This is a genomic window from Ramlibacter sp. (genome assembly GCF_035627355.1).
GTDB lineage: Bacteria > Pseudomonadota > Gammaproteobacteria > Burkholderiales > Burkholderiaceae_C > Ramlibacter.
This window is the reverse complement of record NZ_DASPLW010000072.1, coordinates 1-17,660: the sequence shown is the minus strand read 5'-3', so window position 1 is coordinate 17,660 and position 17,660 is coordinate 1. Positions and strand designations below refer to the sequence as shown.

Genomic DNA, 17,660 nt, shown 5'->3' with positions numbered 1-17,660 from the left:
CCGGGGCGTTACCTCGGCCGGTTGTCGATCACCCGCTTGGCCTTGCCGACGCTTCGCTCGATGCCGCCCTCGGGGCGCAGGTCGATCACGGCGGTGGTGCCGATGTAGGTCTTGATCTCGTGCGCCAGCAGCGTGGCCGCGCCGCGCGCCTCCTCGCTCTCGTGCGACAGGCCCTGGCGCGCCTCGATCGCGATGGTGAGCGAATCCATCGGCCCCTCGCGGTTAAGGATGCACTGGTAGTGCGGCGCCAGCTCGGCGCGCTTGCAGATCAGCTCCTCGATCTGGGTCGGGAACACGTTGACGCCGCGCACGATCATCATGTCGTCGCTGCGGCCGGTGATCTTCTCCATGCGGCGCATGGTGCGCGCCGTGCCGGGCAGCACCCGCGTGAGGTCGCGCGTGCGGTAGCGGATGATGGGCAGCGCCTCCTTGGTCAGGCTGGTGAACACCAGCTCGCCCAGCTCGCCGTCGGGCAGCACCTCGCCGGTCTCGGGATCCACGATCTCCGGGTAGAAGTGGTCCTCCCAGATGGTCGGGCCGTCCTTGGTCTCGACGCACTCGTTGGCCACGCCCGGGCCGATCACTTCGGACAGGCCGTAGATGTCGACCGCATCCATGCCCATGCGCTGCTCGATCGCCTTGCGCATGTCGTTGGTCCAGGGCTCGGCGCCGAAGATGCCCAGCCGCAGGCTGGATTCGCGCGGATCCAGCCCCTGGCGCTCGAACTCGTCGGCGATCGCCAGCATGTAGCTGGGCGTGACCATGATGATGTCGGGGCGGAAGTCGTGGATCAGCTGCACCTGGCGCTCGGTCTGGCCGCCGCCGAAGGGCACAACCGTCAGCCCCAGCTTCTCGGCGCCGTAGTGCGCGCCCAGCCCGCCGGTGAACAGCCCGTAGCCGTAGCTGACGTGCACCAGGTCGCCCGGCCGCGCGCCGCTGGCGCGGATGCTGCGCGCCATCACGGTGGCCCAGGTGTTGATGTCGTTCTGCGTGTAGCCCACCACCGTCGGCTTGCCGGTGGTGCCGCTGGAGGCGTGGACGCGCACGCACTGCTCGCGCGGCACGGCGAACGAGCCGAACGGGTAGTGCTCGCGCAGGTCGAGCTTGTCCGTGAAGGGGAACCTGGCCAGGTCGGCCAGCGAACGGCAGTCGTCCGGGTGCACGCCGGCCGCGTCGAACTTGGCGCGGTACATGGGCGAGTTGCGGTACGCGTGCGCCAGCGTCGCCTGCATGCGGCGCAACTGCAGCGCCTGCAGCTCGTCGCGGCTGGCCTTTTCGATCGGCTCTAGGGGAAAGGTCTTCATCATGCCTCCGGTATCACGGTGCCCTGGATCTGCGCGCTCTTGCCGCGGAACATGGCCACGACTTCGCCACGCTGGTTGGTCACCTTCATGTCGTACACGCCATGCCGGCCCTGCAGGACCTGCTCGACACCTTCGCAGGTCAGCACGTCGCCGAGCTGGCCCGGCTTGAGGAACTCGATGCTGCAGCCGGCCGCCACCGTCACCTTGTTGTGGCTGTTGCAGGCGAAGGCGAACGTGGAGTCGGCCAGCGTGAAGATGAAGCCGCCGTGGCAGATGCGATGGCCGTTCAGGTGCCGCTCGTCGATGCGCATGCGCATCACGGCCCGGCCGGCGCTGCAGCTCACCAGCTCCATGCCCATGGTCTGGCGCGACGCCACGTCCCCTTCGAACATGGCGGCGCCCACGCGGGCCGCGAGATCGTCGGCCGCCATCACTCGCCCTTGAACTGCGCCGGGCGCTTCTGCAGGAAGGCGGTGACCCCTTCGATGTAGTCGTGGGTGCGGCCCAGGGCCGACTGGGTGTCGCGTTCGAGGTCGAGCTGCTTGTCCAGCTCGTGGGTGGCCGCCGCGCGCATCGCGCGCCGGGTGGCGACCAGGGCCGTGGTCGGCAGGGTGGCCAGCCGCTGGGCCAGGGCCATGGCGGCGTCCACGCAGTCCTGGCCATCGGGCGCCACGTCCCAGATCATCCCCCAGGCCTTGGCGTCGGCGGCGGACAGCTTGTCGCCCAGCATGGCGCAGCCCATGGCCCGCGCCAGACCCAGCTTCTTGACCAGGAACCAGGTGCCGCCGGCATCGGGGATCAGGCCGATCTTGCTGAACGCCTGGATGAAGGAGGCGCCCGGCGCCGCCACCGCCAGGTCACAGGTCATGGCCAGCGAAGCGCCGGCACCCGCGGCCACGCCGTTGACGGCGGCAACCGTGGGCACGCGCAGCGCCATCAGCCGGCGCACGGTGGGATTGAAGGCCTGGTCGATGAGGGGGCCGGGATCGGCGCGCTTGACCAGGTCCGGCCCCTCGGCGAAGTCGAACTCGGCCAGGTCGGCGCCCGCGCAGAAGCCCCGGCCGGCACCGGTGATGACGGCAGCGCGGATGGCCTTGTCGGACTCGATGCGGTCCAGCGCCTCCCACAGCGCCTGGTGCATGGCGCGGGTGAAGCTGTTCAGGGACTGGGGACGGTTCAGGGTGATCAGCGCCACGGCGCCGCGCGCCTCGTACAGGACAGTGCTCTCGGTCATGGGGTCTCCTGCGGTGAATCTAGCATCGACCGACCGCGCGGTCGGTCATGGTTTCCCTTGGGTATAGTCGTCGCCGCTACAGGAGATCCAGATGGCCTACGAGAACATCGAGGTGCGTACCGAAGCCGGCAAGGTCGGCATCATCACGCTCAACCGCCCCAAGCAGCTCAATGCCCTGAACGAACAGCTCATGGACGAGCTGGGCGCCGCGCTCAAGGCCTTCGACGCCGACGACGCGATCGGCTGCATCGTGCTGACCGGCAGCGAACGGGCGTTCGCCGCCGGCGCCGACATCTCGCTGATGGCGAAGTACACCTTCGCCGATGCCTATGGGCGAGACTTCATCACCCGCAACTGGGAAATCATCCGCAGCATCCGCAAGCCGGTGATCGCGGCCGTGGCCGGCTTCGCGCTGGGCGGCGGCTGCGAGCTGGCCATGATGTGCGACTTCATCATCGCTGCCGACAACGCCAAGTTCGGCCAGCCCGAGATCAAGCTGGGCATCATCCCCGGCGCCGGCGGCACCCAGCGCCTGCCGCGCGCGGTGGGCAAGGCCAAGACCATGGACATGGTGCTGACGGCCCGCAACATGGACGCCGCCGAAGCCGAGCGGGGCGGGCTGGTCAGCCGGGTGGTGCCGCTGGACAAGCTGATGGAGGAGGCGCTGGGCGCCGCCCTGACGATCTGCGCGATGCCGCGGCTGGCGGTGCTGGCGGCCAAGGAGTCGGTCAACCGCGGCTACGAGATGTCGCTCAGCGACGGCGTGATGTTCGAGCGCCGGCTGTTCCACGCACTGTTCGCGACCGCCGACCAGAAGGAAGGCATGGACGCCTTCCTGGCCAAGCGGGAGCCGGTTTTCAGCCACCGCTGAGCCTCCACTTTGGCTATAATGGCGGGCTCGGCGCTTTAGCTCAGTCGGTTAGAGCGATGGAATCATAATCCACAGGTCCGCGGTTCGAGTCCGTGAAGCGCCACCAGAAGTCCCGATAGCCTCGCAGGTCCAGCGCCTGCGAGGCTATTTTTCTTGGGCCCGGTCACTTGCGCGACCCGGGCCGGCACACGAGCGAGGGAGCGAGGGTCCATGGCCGTCAAGGTCGTCAGCAAGGTCGAAGTCCCGGAACTGGTCGCCAAGCGGCAGAGCCAGATCCTGCAGGCTGCCGTCGAGCTGTACGGCAAGCAGGGCTACCACGTCACCACCATCCGCGAGGTCGCGCAGCGCGCCGGGGTGAGCGTCGGGCTGATCTACCAGTACGTCCATGACAAGGAGGACGTGCTGTTCCTCGCGCTGGTGGAGGTGCTCGATTCCTACCTCCGCGAAGTGCCGCTGGCGCTGGCCGGCTTGACCGATCCGATGGAGCGATTCTGTGCCGCCGTGCGGGCCTACGGGCACGTCATCGACGAGCGCATCGCGGCCACCGCCCTGGTCTACCGCGAGACCAAGTGGCTGCGCCGCGAGCGGCGCGACCTGCTCAAGCAGAAGGAGGCCGAGACCAACAAGCTCATCTCCGACTGCATCGAGCACTGCATGCGCGAGGGCGTGTTCGAGGAGGTGGACGTGGAGCTGTTCACCTACCAGATCGTCATGTTCTGCCACGCGTGGGCGCTCAAGGCCTGGCACTTCCAGGGCCGCATGACGATCGAGGAGTACGTGGACCGGGGCCTGAAGCTGATGCTCAGCCCGGTGGTGACGGCGCGCGGCAAGCGCGCCTATGCACGGGTCGTGGAAGCGCAGGCCGCGGCCAATCCGGCCCCGGCTCCGGCCAGGGCCCGGCGGGCCGCACCGCGCTGAGCCCGCAACGGCCCCTTCACGCGGGGCCGAAGGCCTTGAGGGTCTCGCGCGCGATGATCAACTGCTGGACCTCGGTCGCGCCCTCGTAGATGCGCAGGGCGCGGATCTCCCTGTACAGCTCCTCGACCGGGTGGCCGGACACCACGCCGATCCCGCCCCAGATCTGCACCGCCGCGTCAATCACCTGCTGCGCCGTTTCGGTGGCGTGCATCTTGGCCATGGCGGCCTCGCGCGTGACGCTGCGGCCCTGGTCGCGCAGCCAGGCCGCGCGGTAGGTCAGCAACGCCGCGGTGTCGATGCCGGTGGCCATGGCCGCCAGCTTGACCTGGGTGATCTGGAAGTCGGCCAGCCGCTGGTCGAACATCGGCCGCGTGGTGGCGCGTTCCAGCGCCTCGGCCAGGGCCCGCCGGGCCATGCCCAGCGCGGCCGCCGCCACCGAGGTGCGGAAGATGTCCAGCGTCTGCATCGCGATCTTGAAGCCCTGCCCGGGATCGCCCAGCCGCTGCGACACCGGGATGCGGCAGCCGGAAAAGCGCAGGCGCGCCAGCGGGTGTGGTGCGATCACCTGGATCCGCTCGGCGATCTCGAAGCCGGGCGTGCCGGCCTCCACCAGGAACGCGCTGAGCCCGCGCGAGCCGGGCGTCTCGCCGGTGCGCGCGAACACCACGTAGAAATCGGCGATGCCACCGTTGGAGATCCAGCTCTTTTCGCCGTCGAGCACGTAGTGGTCGCCGTCCAGCCGTGCCGCACACTGCATGGCGGCCACGTCGGAGCCGGAGCCGGGCTCGGATAGCGCGAAGGCCGGCATCGCCTCGCCGCGGCCTACGCGCGTGAGGTAGCGCTGCTTCTGCCCGGGCGTGCCGTGCAGCGTGAGCGCGCCCGAGCCCAGGCCCTGCATCGCGAAGGCGAAGTCGGCCAGGCCCGAGTGCCGGGCCAGCGTCTCGCGCAGCAGGCAGACGGCACGGGTGTCTATGGTCTCGCCGCTGGCGCCCCACGAGGTGCCACCGATGGCATAGCGCAGCCAGCCGGCGGCGCCGAGCCGGCGCACCAGGTCGCGGCAGGCGGTATCGGTGTCGCTACCGTGGCTGTGCGACAGCTCCGTCGCGCACCAGCCCTCGATGTCGCGCGCGAGGGCCCGATGGCGCGGCTCCAGGAAGGGCCAGTCGAGCCAGGTGGTGTCGTGGAACATCTCGTTGTCCTTCAACCGGCCAGGAAGCGGTGCACCAGCGCCTGCGTTTCTGCCTGCCCGTACAGCATGGCCGTGCCCTCGATCTCGGCCGCGAAGCCGTCCTCGTGGCCGTCGGCACCAGCCGTGATGCAGCGCTTGCAGGCGGCCAGCGCCGCGCCAGGCATGGCGGCGATGCGCTCGGCCTGGGCCCGGGCCGCCGCCTGCAGTTCGGCCGCCGGCACGCTGCGGTGCACGATGCCCAGCGCCGCGGCGCGCTGTCCGTCGACCACCTCGGCGCCCAGGATCAGCTGGCGCGCAATCGCATGGCCGCAGATGCGGGTGAGCCGCTGGGTGCCACCGGCGCCCGGGAGCAGCCCGAGCCGCGCTTCGGGCAGTCCCAGCTTCGCGTTGTCGGCGGCCAGCCGGAGATCGCAGGCCAGTGCCAGTTCGAGCCCGCCGCCCAGCGCCGGGCCGCCGATCTCGGCGATCGACACCTTGGGGCTGCGCTCGACCCGGGCGAACACCTGCTGCATGTCCCGGGCCAGTTCCACCATCCGGGCCCGGCCGGCGTCGTCGGCGAAGCGCTCGCGCATCAGGGCTAGGTCGGCGCCGGCACAGAAGGCGCGGCCGGCACTGCGGATCCACAGCACGTGCACCTCGTCGCGCGCCTCGACCTCGTCGAGGATGGCGCCCAGCCGGGCGACCCAGGCGTCGTCGATCGCGTTGACCGGCGGCCGGTCCAGCGTGGCGATCGCGATCGCGCCCTCGATCGCGAGGGTGATGGGGGGTCGCGGCGCGTCCATGGCGGTCGCTCAGTCGCCCTGGAACACCGGGGTCTGCTTGGCCACGAAGGCGTGGTAGGCGCGCTCGAAGTCCTTGGTCTGCATGCAGATGGCCTGGGCCTCGGCCTCGGTCTCCAGCGCCTGCTCGATGGTCTGGTTCCATTCCTGGTGCAGGCACTTCTTGGTCATGAAGTGGCCGAAGGACGGGCCGTTGGCCAGCGAGAGCGCCATCTCCTTCGCCTTGGCCTGCAGGCCGTCGGCGGGCACCAACTCGTTGAAGTAGCCCCAGGCCAGGCCCTCGTCCGCGGTCATCACGCGCCCGGTGTAGAGCAGCTCGGAGGCGCGGCCGTGGCCGATGATGCGCGGCAGGATCGCGCACGCACCCATGTCGCAGCCGGCCAGGCCGACGCGCACGAACAGGAAGGCGGTCTTGGCCTTGGGCGTGCCGTAACGGAGGTCGGCCGCCATCGGCAGGATGGCGCCGGCGCCGGCGCTGACACCATCGACCGCCGCGATGATGGGCTGCGGGCACTGGCGCATTTCCTTGACCAGGTTGCCGGTCATGCGGGTGAAGGTGAGCAGGCCGTCCATCTCCATGCCCACCAGCGGCCCGATGATGTCGTGCACGTCGCCCCCGGAGCAGAAGTTGCCGCCCTCGCCGGTGATCACCACGGCCCGCACGTCGTCGACGTACTGCAGCTTGTGGAAGGTGTCGCGCAGTTCCGCGTAGCTCTCGAAGGTCAGCGGGTTCTTGCGCTCCGGCCGGTTGAGGGTGAAGGTGGCGACACGGTCGGCGACCTCCAGCTTGAAGTGCCTGGGACGGAATTCGGCGGCTTTGAGCTTGTACATGGTGACTCCTGCGATGTCGGTTGCGATGGCGGTCAGCCGGCCAGCGTCAGGCCCCCGCTCACGCTGAGGACCTGGCCGGTGACGAAGCTGGACTGGTCGGTGCTGAAGAACAGCACCGCGTCGGCGATCTCGGACGGCTGCGCCAGCCGGCGCATCGGCGTGGCCTTGATGAAGGCTTCCTGGTGCTTCTCGGGCACCGCAGCCAGCAGCGGCGTGGCGGTGGGCCCGGGGCACACGCAGTTGACGGTGATGTTGTAGCGGGCGACCTCGCGCGCCAGGCTCTTGGTGAAGGCGATGGCGCCACCCTTGGCGCCCGAGTACACGGTCTCGCCGAGGCTGCCCACGCGGCCGGCATCGCTGGCGACGGTGACGATCTTGCCGCCCTGCCCCGCTTCCACCATTGGGCCCAGGAAGGCGTGGGTGACGGCGACCGGCCCCATCAGGTTGAGGTCCACCACCTTGCGCCAGAACTCCGGCGTGTTGTCCAGGAACGGCTGGATCTTTCCCCACCCGGCGACGTTGGCCACGATGTCCACGCGCGGCGACTTGGCAAAGGCCTCGGCCCGGAAGGCGGCGATCGATTCCCCGTCGGTCACGTCCAGGCGGATGAAGTCGGCCTGTCCGCCTTGCGCGCGGATTTCCGCAGCGGCCGCGTGGCCGCCCTCCTCGGCGATGTCGGCGAGCAGCACGTGGGCGCCGGCCTGCGCCAGCTTCTGTGCGGTGGCGCGCCCGATGCCGGAGGCGGCACCCGTGACGACGGCGGTCTTGCCCTTGAGTTGCATGGTCGGTCTCCCAGTGAGTGGGTGTTTGCGGCGCCTCGCGGCCGCCCTGAACGTTGACTGAATGATCGTTCATTCGTTGATCGACTGTCAACAACCCGGCGAGCAACACAGGATTGGGCGGGGCGGCGCGCCGGCGCTCGCCACCGGCCGCGTCGCGACCCCATGGCCGCCGCATCGCCGCGCACCGTCATCGCATCGTCATGGGACTGCCAGCGCCCCGGCCCTGCTGCGGCCCTGCGGCAAAATGCGGTCTTCGCGTCCGCCCTCAGCCTCTGGATCCACACCATGAATCGCTGGCGTCTTCTCCTCGTCGCGGCCGCCCTGGCCGCCCCTGCCCTGCACGCCCAGGTCATCCGCACCGCCCCCGCCGGCGTCAAGCCGGCCCGGCTGGTGGTCACCGCCCCGCCGAACGTCACGCTGGACGGCCAGCCCGACCGGCTTTCCCCCGGCGCCCGCATCCGCGGCACCAACGGCCTGATGCTGCTGTCCGGCAGCGTGGCCGGGCAGCCGCTGCCGGTGGTCTATCGCCGCGACCCGGCCGGCCTGGTACACGAGGTGTGGGTGCTCACCGAGGACGAATACGCCCGGGTCGATGGCGCCGACGACGGCAGCGCCACCGGCCACCAGCGCTTCGCCGAACTGCTGAACCTGGTGTTCGGCGCGAGGAAGTGAGCGCCATGAAGAAGGTATTCATCAAGACCTTCGGCTGCCAGATGAACGAGTACGACTCGGACAAGATGGCGGACGTGCTGTACGCGGCCGAGGGCTACGAGGCGACCCAGGATCCCGAGGAGGCCGACCTGATCCTGTTCAACACCTGCTCGGTGCGCGAGAAGGCGCAGGAGAAGGTGTTCTCCGACCTGGGCCGGGTCAAGCACCTGAAGAAAAAGGGTGCGCTGATCGGCGTCGGCGGCTGCGTCGCCAGCCAGGAGGGCGCCGCCATCATCGAGCGCGCGCCCTACGTGGACCTGGTGTTCGGGCCGCAGACCCTGCACCGCCTGCCCGAGATGCTGGCGCAGCGCCGCGCGCAGGACCGGCCGCAGGTCGACATCCGCTTTCCCGAGATCGAGAAGTTCGACCACCTGCCGCCGGCGCGGGTGGACGGCGCCACCGCCTTCGTCTCCATCATGGAAGGCTGCAGCAAGTACTGCAGCTACTGCGTGGTGCCCTACACCCGCGGCGAGGAAGTCTCGCGGCCGCTGGACGACGTGCTGGCCGAAGTGGCGGAACTGGCCGACCAGGGCGTCCGGGAAGTGACGCTGCTGGGCCAGAACGTCAATGCCTGGCGCGGCCGCATGGGCGACACGGCGGAGATCGCCGACTTCGCCCTGCTGCTGGAATACGTGGCCGAGATCCCGGGCATCGAGCGCATCCGCTACACCACCAGCCACCCCAACGAGTTCACCCAGCGGCTGGTGGAGGCCTACGGCCGCATCCCCAAGCTGGTCAGCCACCTGCACCTGCCGGTGCAGCACGGCAGCGACCGCATCCTGATGGCGATGAAGCGCGGCTACACCGCCATGGAATACAAGAGCACCATTCGGAGGCTGCGCGCGGTGCGGCCGCAGATCTCGCTGTCCAGCGACTTCATCGTCGGCTTCCCGGGCGAGACCGAGGAGGACTTCGGCAAGATGATGAAGCTGGTCGAGGACGTGGGCTACGACGCCAGCTTCAGCTTCATCTTCAGCCCCCGTCCCGGCACGCCGGCCGCCAACCTGCACGACGACACCCCGCACGAGGTCAAGCTGCGCCGCCTGCAGCAGCTGCAGGCGCTGCTGGAGGACCACGTGCGCCGCATCAGCGACAGCCGGGTCGGCACGGTGCAGCGCATCCTGGTCGAGGGGCCCTCGCGCAAGGACCCCAACGAGCTGATGGGCCGCACCGAGTGCAACCGAATCGTCAACTTCGCCGGCGGCCAGCGGCTGGTCGGGCAGATGGTCGACGTGACCATCACGCAGGCGCTGCCCCATTCGCTGCGCGGCGAAGTCGTGCAGCGCGCCGGCTGATCGCCGCGCGATGCTGCCGCTACGCCCCAGCCGCATCTCCTTCCGACCGCTGCTGCTCGCCGCCTTCGTGCTGGTGGGCGGCCTGCTGGGTGGCACCGCGCTGCGGGCCGTGGTCATCCTGGACCGCCTGATGGCGCAGAGCACGGCGGCCAGCGCCACCGCGCTGGAACTGACCGCCAGCGCCCAGACCCTGGCCGAGCGCACGCTCGACATGGAACGGGCCGCGCGCCAGTCGCTGATCCTCAACGACCCCGTGCTGCGCCGGCGCTTCGAGGAGGAATCGGGCCGGGCCCAGGCCGCGCTCGACCGCCTGAGCGACCAGGGCCTGGCCCAGCGCCACGCCCGGCGCTGGGCGGCGCAACTGGAAGTCGTGTCGGAGCTGATGCGGGGCCCGCCGGAGACGGCGCTCGACCGCGAGCGCGAGGCGGCGCAGCGCTTCCGGGAATTCGACAGCGTCAATTCCGGCATCGCACGCGAGGTGCACAGCCTCATCAACGCGCGCAACAAGGCCCTGCGCGAGCGGCTCGACGCCAGCCGCTCGCGGCTGATGCAGCAGGTGGTGCTGGCCATCGCGCTGGCGGCGCTGCTGGCCGCCGGGCTGGGCATCTGGCTGGCGCGGCCGTTCAAGCGGCTGGAGCGGGCGATCGCCGGCCTGGGCCAGAACCGGCTCGAGGAACCGATCGACATCCAGGGTCCAGCCGATGTAAGACGGCTGAGCCAGCAGCTGGAGTGGCTGCGCCTGCGCCTGACCGAGCTGGATGCCGACAAGGCCCGCTTCCTGCGCCACGTGTCGCACGAACTCAAGACGCCGCTGGCGGCCCTGCGCGAGGGCGTCTCCCTGCTGGAGGAAGGCGTCACCGGCGAGCTCAACGCGCGCCAGCGCGAAGTGGCCCGCATCCTGCAGCACAACGCGGCGGTGCTGCAGGAGCGCATCGAGGCGCTGCTGCGCTTCAATGCGGCCGCCTTCGAGGCGCGCCAGCTGCAGCGCCGTCCCACCGACCTGCTGGCGCTGCTGCACGAGCAGGTGGAGGCGCAGCGCCTGCAATGGCAGGCGCGCGAGCTGTCGGTGGAGGTCGAAGGCGAGCCGGTCACCGCGCCGGTCGACCCGGACAAGCTCGGCACGGCGCTGGCCAACCTGCTGGCCAACGCGATCCGGTTCGCCCCGCTGGGCTCGACCGTGCGCCTGCGCCTGTCGCGCGCCGATGGTCGCACCCGCATCGACATCCAGGACCAGGGGGCCGGCATTGCGCCGGCCGACCGCGAGCGGGTGTTCGAGCCCTTCTACCGCGGCGAGCGCCAGCCGGCAGACGCCGCGGCGGGGACCGGCATCGGCCTGTCCATCGTCAACGAATACATTGCAGCCCATGGCGGGCGCATCGAGCTGCTGGACGACAGCCCGGCCGGCGCCCACTTCCGGATCGAATTGCCCCATGCCTGATTACCCGACCTGCGCGTTGCGCCGCTGCCTCCTGGCCCTGGGCACGGCCGCTGCGCTGGCCGCCTGCAGCACGCCGCCCCCGGCGCCGGAGGTCGAGGCGCCGCCGCCACTGGAGACGAGCGAGCCGCCGCGCGAGGCACCGCCCGCCCCCCCACCCCCGCCCGAGCCGCCGCCGGTGCTGCCGCCCCAGAGCCACGTGCCGGCGCAGCCGCTCGCCGCGGCCCTGGCCTATGCCGACCGGGTGCGCGGTGCGCCCGCCGCCGCACTGGCCCCCGAGATCACCCGCCTGTCCCAGCCTGGCGGCGCACCGATGCAGCAGCTGCAGCTGGCGCTGGCGCTGCAGCAGATGCGCACGCCGGCCGACAACGCGCGCGCCCTGCAGGCCCTGCAGCGGCTGCTCGCGATCGCCACCGACGAGGCGCGCGAGTTGCACCCGCTGGCCCGGTTGCTGCAGGCGCAGCTGGCCGAGCAACGCAAGCTGGAGGAAGCCGGCGAGCGCCAGGCGCAGCAACTGCGCGATGCACAGAAGCGCATCGACCAGCTCAACGAACGGATGGAGGCCCTGCGCGCGATCGAGCGCCGCCGGCCTTCGTCGCGATGACCCAGCGGAGGACTGACATGGCCGGTGCCCGCATCCTCGTGGTGGACGACGACGCCGACCTGCTGCGGCTGCTCTCGATGCGGCTGACGGCAGCCGGCTACCAGGTCGCCGCCGTGTCCTCGGCCGAGGCCGCGCTGGCGCAGCTCGAAGTCGAGCGCCCGCAGCTGGTGCTCAGCGACGTGCGCCTGCCGGGCCGCGACGGCCTGGCGCTGTTCGACGACATCCGGCGCCGTCACCCGGCCCTGCCCGTCATCCTGCTGACCGCGCACGGCACGATTCCCGATGCGGTCGAAGCCACGGCTCGCGGCGTGTTCGGCTACCTCACCAAGCCCTACGACGCGCGCGAGCTGCTGGACAAGATCGGCCAGGCGGTCGCGCTCGGCGCGCCGGCCGTCACGGCATCGGCCGACGACGCCGGCTGGCGCGAGGAGATCGTCAGCCGCTCGGCGCGCATGGCGGAACTGCTGGCCGAGGCCCGCATGGTCGCGCGCTCCGACGCCTCGGTGCTGCTGCGCGGCGACAGCGGCACCGGCAAGGAACTGCTGGCGCGGGCGATCCACAAGGCCAGTGCGCGGGCGCAGCGTCCCTTCGTGGCGGTCAACTGCGGCGCGATCCCCGAGGCCTTGCTGGAGTCGGAGCTGTTCGGCCACGTCAAGGGCGCATTCACCGACGCCGTCGCCAACCACAAGGGGCTGTTCCAGGCCGCCGACGGCGGCACCCTGCTGCTGGACGAGATCGGCGACATGCCGCCGGCGCTGCAGGTCAAGCTGCTGCGCGTGCTGCAGGAACGGGCGGTGCGCCCGCTCGGCTCCAGCCAGTCGGTGCCGGTGGACGTGCGCATCATCTCCGCCACCCACCGCGACCTGGACGCGGCCATGTCGGGCGGCCAGTTCCGCGAGGACCTGTACTACCGCCTGAACGTGGTGACGCTGACGCTGCCCACGCTGGCCGAGCGGCGCGAGGACATCCCGCTGCTGGCCAACCACTTCCTGCACAAGCTGGCCGCCAAGTACGGGCGGCGGCTGTCGGGCTTCGCGCCGGAGGCGCTGAAGGCGCTGGCGGCGGCGCCTTGGCCCGGCAACGTGCGCCAGCTCTACAACGTGGTCGAGCAGGTCTGCGCGCTGTCCACCACGGCGCTGGTGCCGCTGGCGCTGGTGCAGCGCGCCCTGCGGGTGCCCGGCGTCGCGGTGCAGACCTACGCCGAGGCCAAGCGCCGCTTCGAGCGGGAGTACCTGGTCGGGCTGCTCAAGATGACGGACGGCAACGTCTCCGACGCCGCGCGGCTGGCCGGGCGCAACCGCACCGAGTTCTACCGCCTGCTGCAGAGGAACGAGCTCACGCCGGGGCTTTTCAAGGCGGAAAACGGGGGCCTGTCGCCGGACGACGACAGCGGCCAGGCGCCGCCGGCCGCCTGAATCCGGGTCGGGGCCGGATTCCTGTCGCCATCCGGCGACGGAAAAGCCCATTCAGGCTGCGCCAGCGGGCGCCGCCGCCGGTACCGATCCCCGCTTTCGCACGCAACCGGTTGATTTCACGAGGGAAATCCAGGTTGGCATAGGGTTTGCACTAGGCGACCCATGCCTTTGTGTTTGCGTCGCCTGCGTCTTGTCGCGCTGGCGCTGGTCGTGCTGCTGGCCGGAGCGCTCTCCGCCTTTCCCGCACGGGCCGGCTGGGACTTCGAACAGCTCGCGGAGCTCGCCCGCAGCCGCGCCGGCGTCCCTTTCCGGGCGCCGGATGCCACGCTGCCGCCGGCGTTGGCCCAACTGGACTACGACGGACTGCGTGACATCCGGTTCCGGCCGGACCGGGCGCTCTGGGCCGGCAGCGGCTCGCCCTTCGAGGCGATGTTCTTCCATCGCGGCCGCTACCACCCCGAGCCGGTCCGCATCCATGAGGTGGACGCGGCCGGGCAGGTGCGTCCGGTGCGCTTCCAGGCCGGCGACTTCCACTACGGCAAGAACCAGTTGCCGACACAGGCCTGGCCCGACCTCGGCCATGCCGGCCTGCGTATCCACTACCCGCTGAACACGCCGGCCTACAAGGACGAGCTGGTCGTGTTCCTGGGCGCGAGCTACTTCCGCGCCCTCGGCGCCGGCCAGCAATACGGCCTGTCGGCGCGCGGACTGGCGATCGACACCGCCGGCGCCAACGGCCCGGAGGAGTTCCCCCGCTTCACCGACTTCTGGCTGCAGCGTCCCGGGCCGCAGGCGAAGGAAGTGGTCGTCGACGCGCTGCTGGACTCGCCGCGCGCCACCGGCGCCTACCGCTTCACCGTGCGGCCCGGGCGCGACACGGTGGTCGAGGTGCGGGCCCGCGTGTTCCTGCGCGAGACCGCGCGCCCGATCGCCACGCTGGGGCTGGCGCCGCTGACCAGCATGTTCCTGTCCGGCGAGAACCAGCCGCGCGAGGGCGACTTCCGCCCCGAGGTGCACGACTCCGACGGGCTGATGGTGGCCAGCGCCAGCGGCGAATGGCTGTGGCGGCCGCTGCAGAACCCGCAGCGTCCCGTGGTCACCAGCTTCACGCTGGACGGCCTGCGCGGCTTCGGCCTGATGCAGCGCGACCGCTCGTTCGCCAGCTACGAGGACACGGAAGCGCGCTACGAGCGCCGCCCCAGCGCCTGGGTGCGCCCGATCGGCGACTGGGGCCCGGGCCGGGTCGAGCTGCTGCAGCTGCACACCCCCGACGAGACCCACGACAACATCGCCGCCTATTGGGTGCCGGCCCGCCTGCCGGCGCCCGGCCAGCCGCTGGACTTCGCCTACGAGCTGTCCTGGCAGGGCGACGAGCAGCAGCGCCCGCCAGCGGCCTGGGTGGCGCAGTCACGCCGCGGCTTCGGCTACGTGCGCGCCGAGCAGGCCGCGGCCCTCGCCGGCCAGGTGCAGTACGTGGTGGATTTCACCGGCCCGGCGCTGGACGCGCTGCCGGCCGACGCGCCGGTGCAGGCGGTCGCCACCGCCGACGCCAACGGCCGCATCGAACAGGTCCTCGCCTGGTTCAACCCCGCTACCCGCAGCTGGCGCATGGCCCTGCGGGTGCGCCCCTTCGACGCGTCGCAGCCGGTCGAGCTGCGCGCCTTCCTGCGTCACCGCGACGACATCGTGAGCGAAACATGGACCCACATCGTGCTACCCCCATCCGCCCCCTGAGGCATGCCACCGAGGGCGACAGCGGGGGCGGCCTGCACGCGCCCGCCGTGACGCCCGCGACCGCAGCGCCGGCCATCTCGCCGCGCAGCCGCCTGCGCGAGGAACGCCATCCCAACTCGGTGACGGCACCGCCGATCCGGCGCGGCTCCATGCCGACCCAGCCCTGGCGCGGCTTCTGGAACAGCCTAGGCACGGCCTCGCTGGCGCTGGCCCATCGGCTGCTGCCGGGCGAGTCGCCGGTGCGCTCGCCGGCACGCCCGGCGCCGGCCGCCTGGGAGCGTGCCGCCACGCGCCGACGGGCCGCGTTCGCCGCCATCGCCGTGCTGAGCACCGCCATCGCCACGGTCCTGTTCGCCCATGCGCAGCCGGACTCGCCCAACCCCTGGCTGCAGTGGGGCCAGATCGCGCTGTTCGCGGCGCTGTCCAGCTGGGTGGTGACCGGCTTCGCCACCGCGCTCATGGGCTTCTGGGTGGTGCTGCGCGGCGACCCGCACGGGCTGAACGCGCGCTCCGTGCAGGACCGGACGCTGGATCCGGCGGTGCGCACCGCCATCATCATGCCGATCTGCGAGGAGCACGTGGCCACGGTGTTCGCCGGCCTGCGCGCGACCTGCGAGTCGCTCGCGGCGACCGGGCAGGCCGGCCAGTTCGACGTGTTCGTGCTGTCCGACAGCGCCAGCCCGGAGACCGCCGCCGCCGAGCGGGCTGCCTGGGAGGAGTTGCGGACCGCGCTAGCCGCCCAGCCAGGCGTGCAGCCGGAGGTCTACTACCGCCGCCGCACGCGGCGCACCCACCGCAAGGCCGGCAACGTGGCCGACTTCTGCCGTCGCTGGGGGCGCGACTACCGCTACATGGTGGTGCTCGACGCCGACAGCGTGATGAGCGGCGACTGCCTGCTCACGCTGGCCAAGCTGATGGAAGCCAACCCGCGGGCCGGCATCATCCAGACCGCCACCCAGCCGATCGGGCTGATGTCCCTGCACGCGCGGGCGCAGCAGTTCGGCGCCCGCGTCACGGGGCGGCTGTTCACGCTCGGCCTGCAGTTCTGGCAGCTGGGCGAGTCGCACTATTGGGGCCACAACGCCATCCTGCGGGTCGAGCCTTTCATGGCGCACTGCGGCCTGGCGCCCATCCCCGGCAAGGGCGGGCTGGCCGGCGGCATCATGTCGCACGACTTCGTCGAGGCCGCGCTGATGCGGCGGGCCGGCTACCACGTGTGGCTGGCGCCGGACCTGACCGGCAGCTACGAGCAGCAACCACCGGACCTGCTGTCCGAGCTGCAGCGCGACCGCCGCTGGTGCCAGGGCAACCTGCAGAACGCGCGCCTGATCGCCGAACCGGGGATGCATCGCGTGCACCGCGCCATGTTCGCCATCGGCGCCATGTCCTACCTGTCGGCGCCGCTGTGGCTGGCCTTCATCGTGTTCGGCGCCTCGCTGTGGCTGTCGGGCGCCCGGCTGCTGGCCGAGGACGCGGGCATCGCCGGCGCGGCGCTGGTGGGCCTGTGGATCTGGACTCTGTGCATGCTGTTCCTGCCGCGGGTACTGGGCGTGGCGGCGGTGCTGCTCGGTCGCCAGCAACGGGCCTTCGGCGGCACCGGCCGCCTGCTGGCCAGCGCGCTGGCCGAAACCCTGCTGTCGCTGCTGCAGGCCCCGATCCGGATGCTGGCCCACTCGCTGTTCGTGGCGGTGGCCCTCACCGGCATCAAGCTGCACTGGCAGTCGCCGCCGCGGGAAGCGCGCTCGCTGCGCTGGGGCGACGCGGCCGCCCAGCTGCTGCCGCTGACCGCCGCCGTCGGCGTGCTGGGTGTGGCGGTGGCGCTGGTCGACGCCGATGCGCTCGTCTCGCTGGTGTCGATCGCGGTGCCGCTGCTGCTGTCGGTGCCGCTGGCGGTGATCACCAGCCACGCCGGCGTGGGCACCTGGCTGCGCCTGCGCGGCCTGATGCTGATCCCCGAGGAAGCCTGGTCGCCGCCGGTCCTGCGGCGCGCGCGCCTGCACGCGGGACGGGCGGCGCGGCTGCTGCGGGCGGCCTGAGTCCGGAGCCCGCCAAGAGAAGAAAGAGGCGCCCGGCGCCTCTTTCTTCGTGCCTTCCTAGAAGGGAAGTTTCGGTAGGCCACCGCCCTTGCCGCCGCCCATCCGCTTCATCATCTTCATCAGCCCGCCGCCCTTCATCTTCTTCATCATCCCCTGCATCTGCTCGAACTCGTTGAGCAGGCGGTTGACCTCCTGGACCTGAACGCCGGCGCCGGCGGCGATGCGGCGCTTGCGGGTGGCCTTGATGATCTCGGGCTTGCGCCGCTCGGCGGCGGTCATGCTGCAGATGATCCCTTCCTTGCGGCGGATGTCGCGCTCGGCCTTGTCCATGTCGACCTGGCCGGCCTTGGCCTGTACCTGGGCCGGCATCTTCTCCAGCAGGGTGGACAGCCCGCCCATCTGCTTCATCTGCCGGATCTGGGCCAGGAAGTCGTCGAGGTCGAAGCCCGCGCCGCTCTTGACCTTGGCGGCCAGCTTCTGCGCTTCCTGCAGGTCCACGCCCGCGGTGACCTGCTCGACCAG

At 71.1% G+C, this 17,660-nt stretch carries 16 protein-coding genes, 1 tRNA gene and 1 pseudogene; 10 read left to right on the top strand and 8 right to left on the bottom strand.

Going from position 1 to position 17,660, the window contains the following annotated elements; translation table 11 throughout:
• Positions 1-8: 8 nt before the first annotated feature.
• From paaK to VEC03_RS17705, 3 genes are read right to left on the bottom strand one after another with little or no spacing between them, the layout of a single operon-like run.
• On the bottom strand, positions 9-1,307 hold the full coding sequence (paaK, locus tag VEC03_RS17715; RefSeq protein ID WP_324918227.1) for a phenylacetate--CoA ligase PaaK: 1,299 nt from the start codon (positions 1,305-1,307) through the stop codon (positions 9-11).
• Entirely contained in the window at positions 1,304-1,735 is a 432-nt protein-coding gene (gene paaI, locus VEC03_RS17710) for a hydroxyphenylacetyl-CoA thioesterase PaaI (protein WP_324918225.1), read from the bottom strand. Before paaI ends, paaK begins: the two co-directional genes overlap by 4 nt.
• A complete protein-coding gene (locus VEC03_RS17705) occupies positions 1,735-2,538 on the bottom strand; it encodes an enoyl-CoA hydratase-related protein (protein ID WP_324918222.1) in 804 nt (267 codons plus the stop codon). Before VEC03_RS17705 ends, paaI begins: the two co-directional genes overlap by 1 nt.
• Before the next feature lie 91 nt (positions 2,539-2,629).
• Here VEC03_RS17705 and VEC03_RS17700 point away from each other — a divergent pair, with 91 nt between their 5' ends.
• The 3 genes from VEC03_RS17700 to VEC03_RS17690 all read left to right on the top strand — a co-directional run bounded on the left by VEC03_RS17700 (position 2,630) and on the right by VEC03_RS17690 (position 4,327).
• Positions 2,630-3,409 carry an enoyl-CoA hydratase gene (locus tag VEC03_RS17700; RefSeq protein ID WP_324918219.1) on the top strand — a complete coding sequence of 260 codons (780 nt, stop codon included), beginning with the start codon at positions 2,630-2,632 and terminating at the stop codon, positions 3,407-3,409.
• A gap of 29 nt (positions 3,410-3,438) precedes the next feature.
• Positions 3,439-3,515: transfer RNA gene (locus VEC03_RS17695), tRNA-Met, on the top strand.
• A 104-nt stretch (positions 3,516-3,619) separates the two neighbouring features.
• Positions 3,620-4,327, top strand: a complete 708-nt coding sequence (locus tag VEC03_RS17690) for a TetR/AcrR family transcriptional regulator (RefSeq protein ID WP_324918216.1) — start codon at positions 3,620-3,622, stop codon at positions 4,325-4,327.
• A 16-nt stretch (positions 4,328-4,343) separates the two neighbouring features.
• Here the strand turns inward: VEC03_RS17690 and VEC03_RS17685 are convergent, their stop codons facing one another.
• Genes VEC03_RS17685 through VEC03_RS17670 form a run of 4 tightly spaced genes read right to left on the bottom strand, consistent with a single transcriptional unit; the run spans position 4,344 to position 7,908 of the window.
• A complete protein-coding gene (locus tag VEC03_RS17685; protein ID WP_324918213.1) occupies positions 4,344-5,516 on the bottom strand; it encodes an acyl-CoA dehydrogenase family protein in 1,173 nt (390 codons plus the stop codon).
• An 11-nt stretch (positions 5,517-5,527) separates the two neighbouring features.
• A complete protein-coding gene (locus VEC03_RS17680) occupies positions 5,528-6,298 on the bottom strand; it encodes an enoyl-CoA hydratase/isomerase family protein (RefSeq protein ID WP_324918211.1) in 771 nt (256 codons plus the stop codon).
• A gap of 9 nt (positions 6,299-6,307) precedes the next feature.
• Positions 6,308-7,126, bottom strand: a complete 819-nt coding sequence (locus tag VEC03_RS17675; protein ID WP_324918208.1) for an enoyl-CoA hydratase family protein — start codon at positions 7,124-7,126, stop codon at positions 6,308-6,310.
• A gap of 32 nt (positions 7,127-7,158) precedes the next feature.
• Positions 7,159-7,908, bottom strand: a complete 750-nt coding sequence (locus VEC03_RS17670) for an SDR family NAD(P)-dependent oxidoreductase (protein ID WP_324918205.1) — start codon at positions 7,906-7,908, stop codon at positions 7,159-7,161.
• 285 nt (positions 7,909-8,193) lie between these two features.
• Between VEC03_RS17670 and VEC03_RS17665 the strand changes: the two genes are divergently transcribed.
• The 7 genes from VEC03_RS17665 to mdoH all read left to right on the top strand — a co-directional run bounded on the left by VEC03_RS17665 (position 8,194) and on the right by mdoH (position 17,138).
• Positions 8,194-8,580: a hypothetical protein gene (locus VEC03_RS17665; protein ID WP_324918202.1), complete on the top strand. Its 387-nt coding sequence runs from the start codon at positions 8,194-8,196 to the stop codon at positions 8,578-8,580.
• A gap of 5 nt (positions 8,581-8,585) precedes the next feature.
• Positions 8,586-9,914: a tRNA (N6-isopentenyl adenosine(37)-C2)-methylthiotransferase MiaB gene (miaB, locus tag VEC03_RS17660; RefSeq protein ID WP_324918199.1), complete on the top strand. Its 1,329-nt coding sequence runs from the start codon at positions 8,586-8,588 to the stop codon at positions 9,912-9,914.
• 13 nt (positions 9,915-9,927) lie between these two features.
• Entirely contained in the window at positions 9,928-11,352 is a 1,425-nt protein-coding gene (locus VEC03_RS17655; protein WP_324918279.1) for a sensor histidine kinase, read from the top strand.
• Positions 11,345-11,953 carry a hypothetical protein gene (locus tag VEC03_RS17650; RefSeq protein ID WP_324918196.1) on the top strand — a complete coding sequence of 203 codons (609 nt, stop codon included), beginning with the start codon at positions 11,345-11,347 and terminating at the stop codon, positions 11,951-11,953. Before VEC03_RS17655 ends, VEC03_RS17650 begins: the two co-directional genes overlap by 8 nt.
• Positions 11,954-11,970: 17 nt before the next feature.
• Entirely contained in the window at positions 11,971-13,368 is a 1,398-nt protein-coding gene (locus VEC03_RS17645; RefSeq protein WP_324918193.1) for a sigma 54-interacting transcriptional regulator, read from the top strand.
• Between the two features lie 162 nt (positions 13,369-13,530).
• Positions 13,531-15,102, top strand: coding sequence for a glucan biosynthesis protein G (locus VEC03_RS17640; RefSeq protein WP_324918189.1), 1,572 nt, complete (start codon positions 13,531-13,533; stop codon positions 15,100-15,102).
• Entirely contained in the window at positions 15,066-17,138 is a 2,073-nt protein-coding gene (gene mdoH / locus VEC03_RS17635; RefSeq protein WP_324918187.1) for a glucans biosynthesis glucosyltransferase MdoH, read from the top strand. The genes VEC03_RS17640 and mdoH overlap by 37 nt, the downstream gene beginning before the upstream one ends.
• Before the next feature lie 57 nt (positions 17,139-17,195).
• Here the strand turns inward: mdoH and VEC03_RS17630 are convergent.
• Positions 17,196-17,660 (bottom strand): annotated as a pseudogene (locus VEC03_RS17630) (signal recognition particle protein); the annotation flags it as partial.

Excerpts from the sequence above, each read along its gene's own strand:
- paaK (WP_324918227.1), bottom strand. The coding sequence starts at position 1,307 with ATGATGAAGACCTTTCCCCTAGAGCCGATCGAAAAGGCCAGCCGCGAC.
- paaI (WP_324918225.1), bottom strand. The coding sequence starts at position 1,735 with ATGGCGGCCGACGATCTCGCGGCCCGCGTGGGCGCCGCCATGTTCGAA.
- VEC03_RS17705 (WP_324918222.1), bottom strand. The coding sequence starts at position 2,538 with ATGACCGAGAGCACTGTCCTGTACGAGGCGCGCGGCGCCGTGGCGCTG.
- VEC03_RS17700 (WP_324918219.1), top strand. The coding sequence starts at position 2,630 with ATGGCCTACGAGAACATCGAGGTGCGTACCGAAGCCGGCAAGGTCGGC.
- VEC03_RS17690 (WP_324918216.1), top strand. The coding sequence starts at position 3,620 with ATGGCCGTCAAGGTCGTCAGCAAGGTCGAAGTCCCGGAACTGGTCGCC.
- VEC03_RS17685 (WP_324918213.1), bottom strand. The coding sequence starts at position 5,516 with ATGTTCCACGACACCACCTGGCTCGACTGGCCCTTCCTGGAGCCGCGC.
- VEC03_RS17680 (WP_324918211.1), bottom strand. The coding sequence starts at position 6,298 with ATGGACGCGCCGCGACCCCCCATCACCCTCGCGATCGAGGGCGCGATC.
- VEC03_RS17675 (WP_324918208.1), bottom strand. The coding sequence starts at position 7,126 with ATGTACAAGCTCAAAGCCGCCGAATTCCGTCCCAGGCACTTCAAGCTG.
- VEC03_RS17670 (WP_324918205.1), bottom strand. The coding sequence starts at position 7,908 with ATGCAACTCAAGGGCAAGACCGCCGTCGTCACGGGTGCCGCCTCCGGC.
- VEC03_RS17665 (WP_324918202.1), top strand. The coding sequence starts at position 8,194 with ATGAATCGCTGGCGTCTTCTCCTCGTCGCGGCCGCCCTGGCCGCCCCT.
- miaB (WP_324918199.1), top strand. The coding sequence starts at position 8,586 with ATGAAGAAGGTATTCATCAAGACCTTCGGCTGCCAGATGAACGAGTAC.
- VEC03_RS17650 (WP_324918196.1), top strand. The coding sequence starts at position 11,345 with ATGCCTGATTACCCGACCTGCGCGTTGCGCCGCTGCCTCCTGGCCCTG.
- VEC03_RS17645 (WP_324918193.1), top strand. The coding sequence starts at position 11,971 with ATGGCCGGTGCCCGCATCCTCGTGGTGGACGACGACGCCGACCTGCTG.
- VEC03_RS17640 (WP_324918189.1), top strand. The coding sequence starts at position 13,531 with ATGCCTTTGTGTTTGCGTCGCCTGCGTCTTGTCGCGCTGGCGCTGGTC.
- mdoH (WP_324918187.1), top strand. The coding sequence starts at position 15,066 with ATGGACCCACATCGTGCTACCCCCATCCGCCCCCTGAGGCATGCCACC.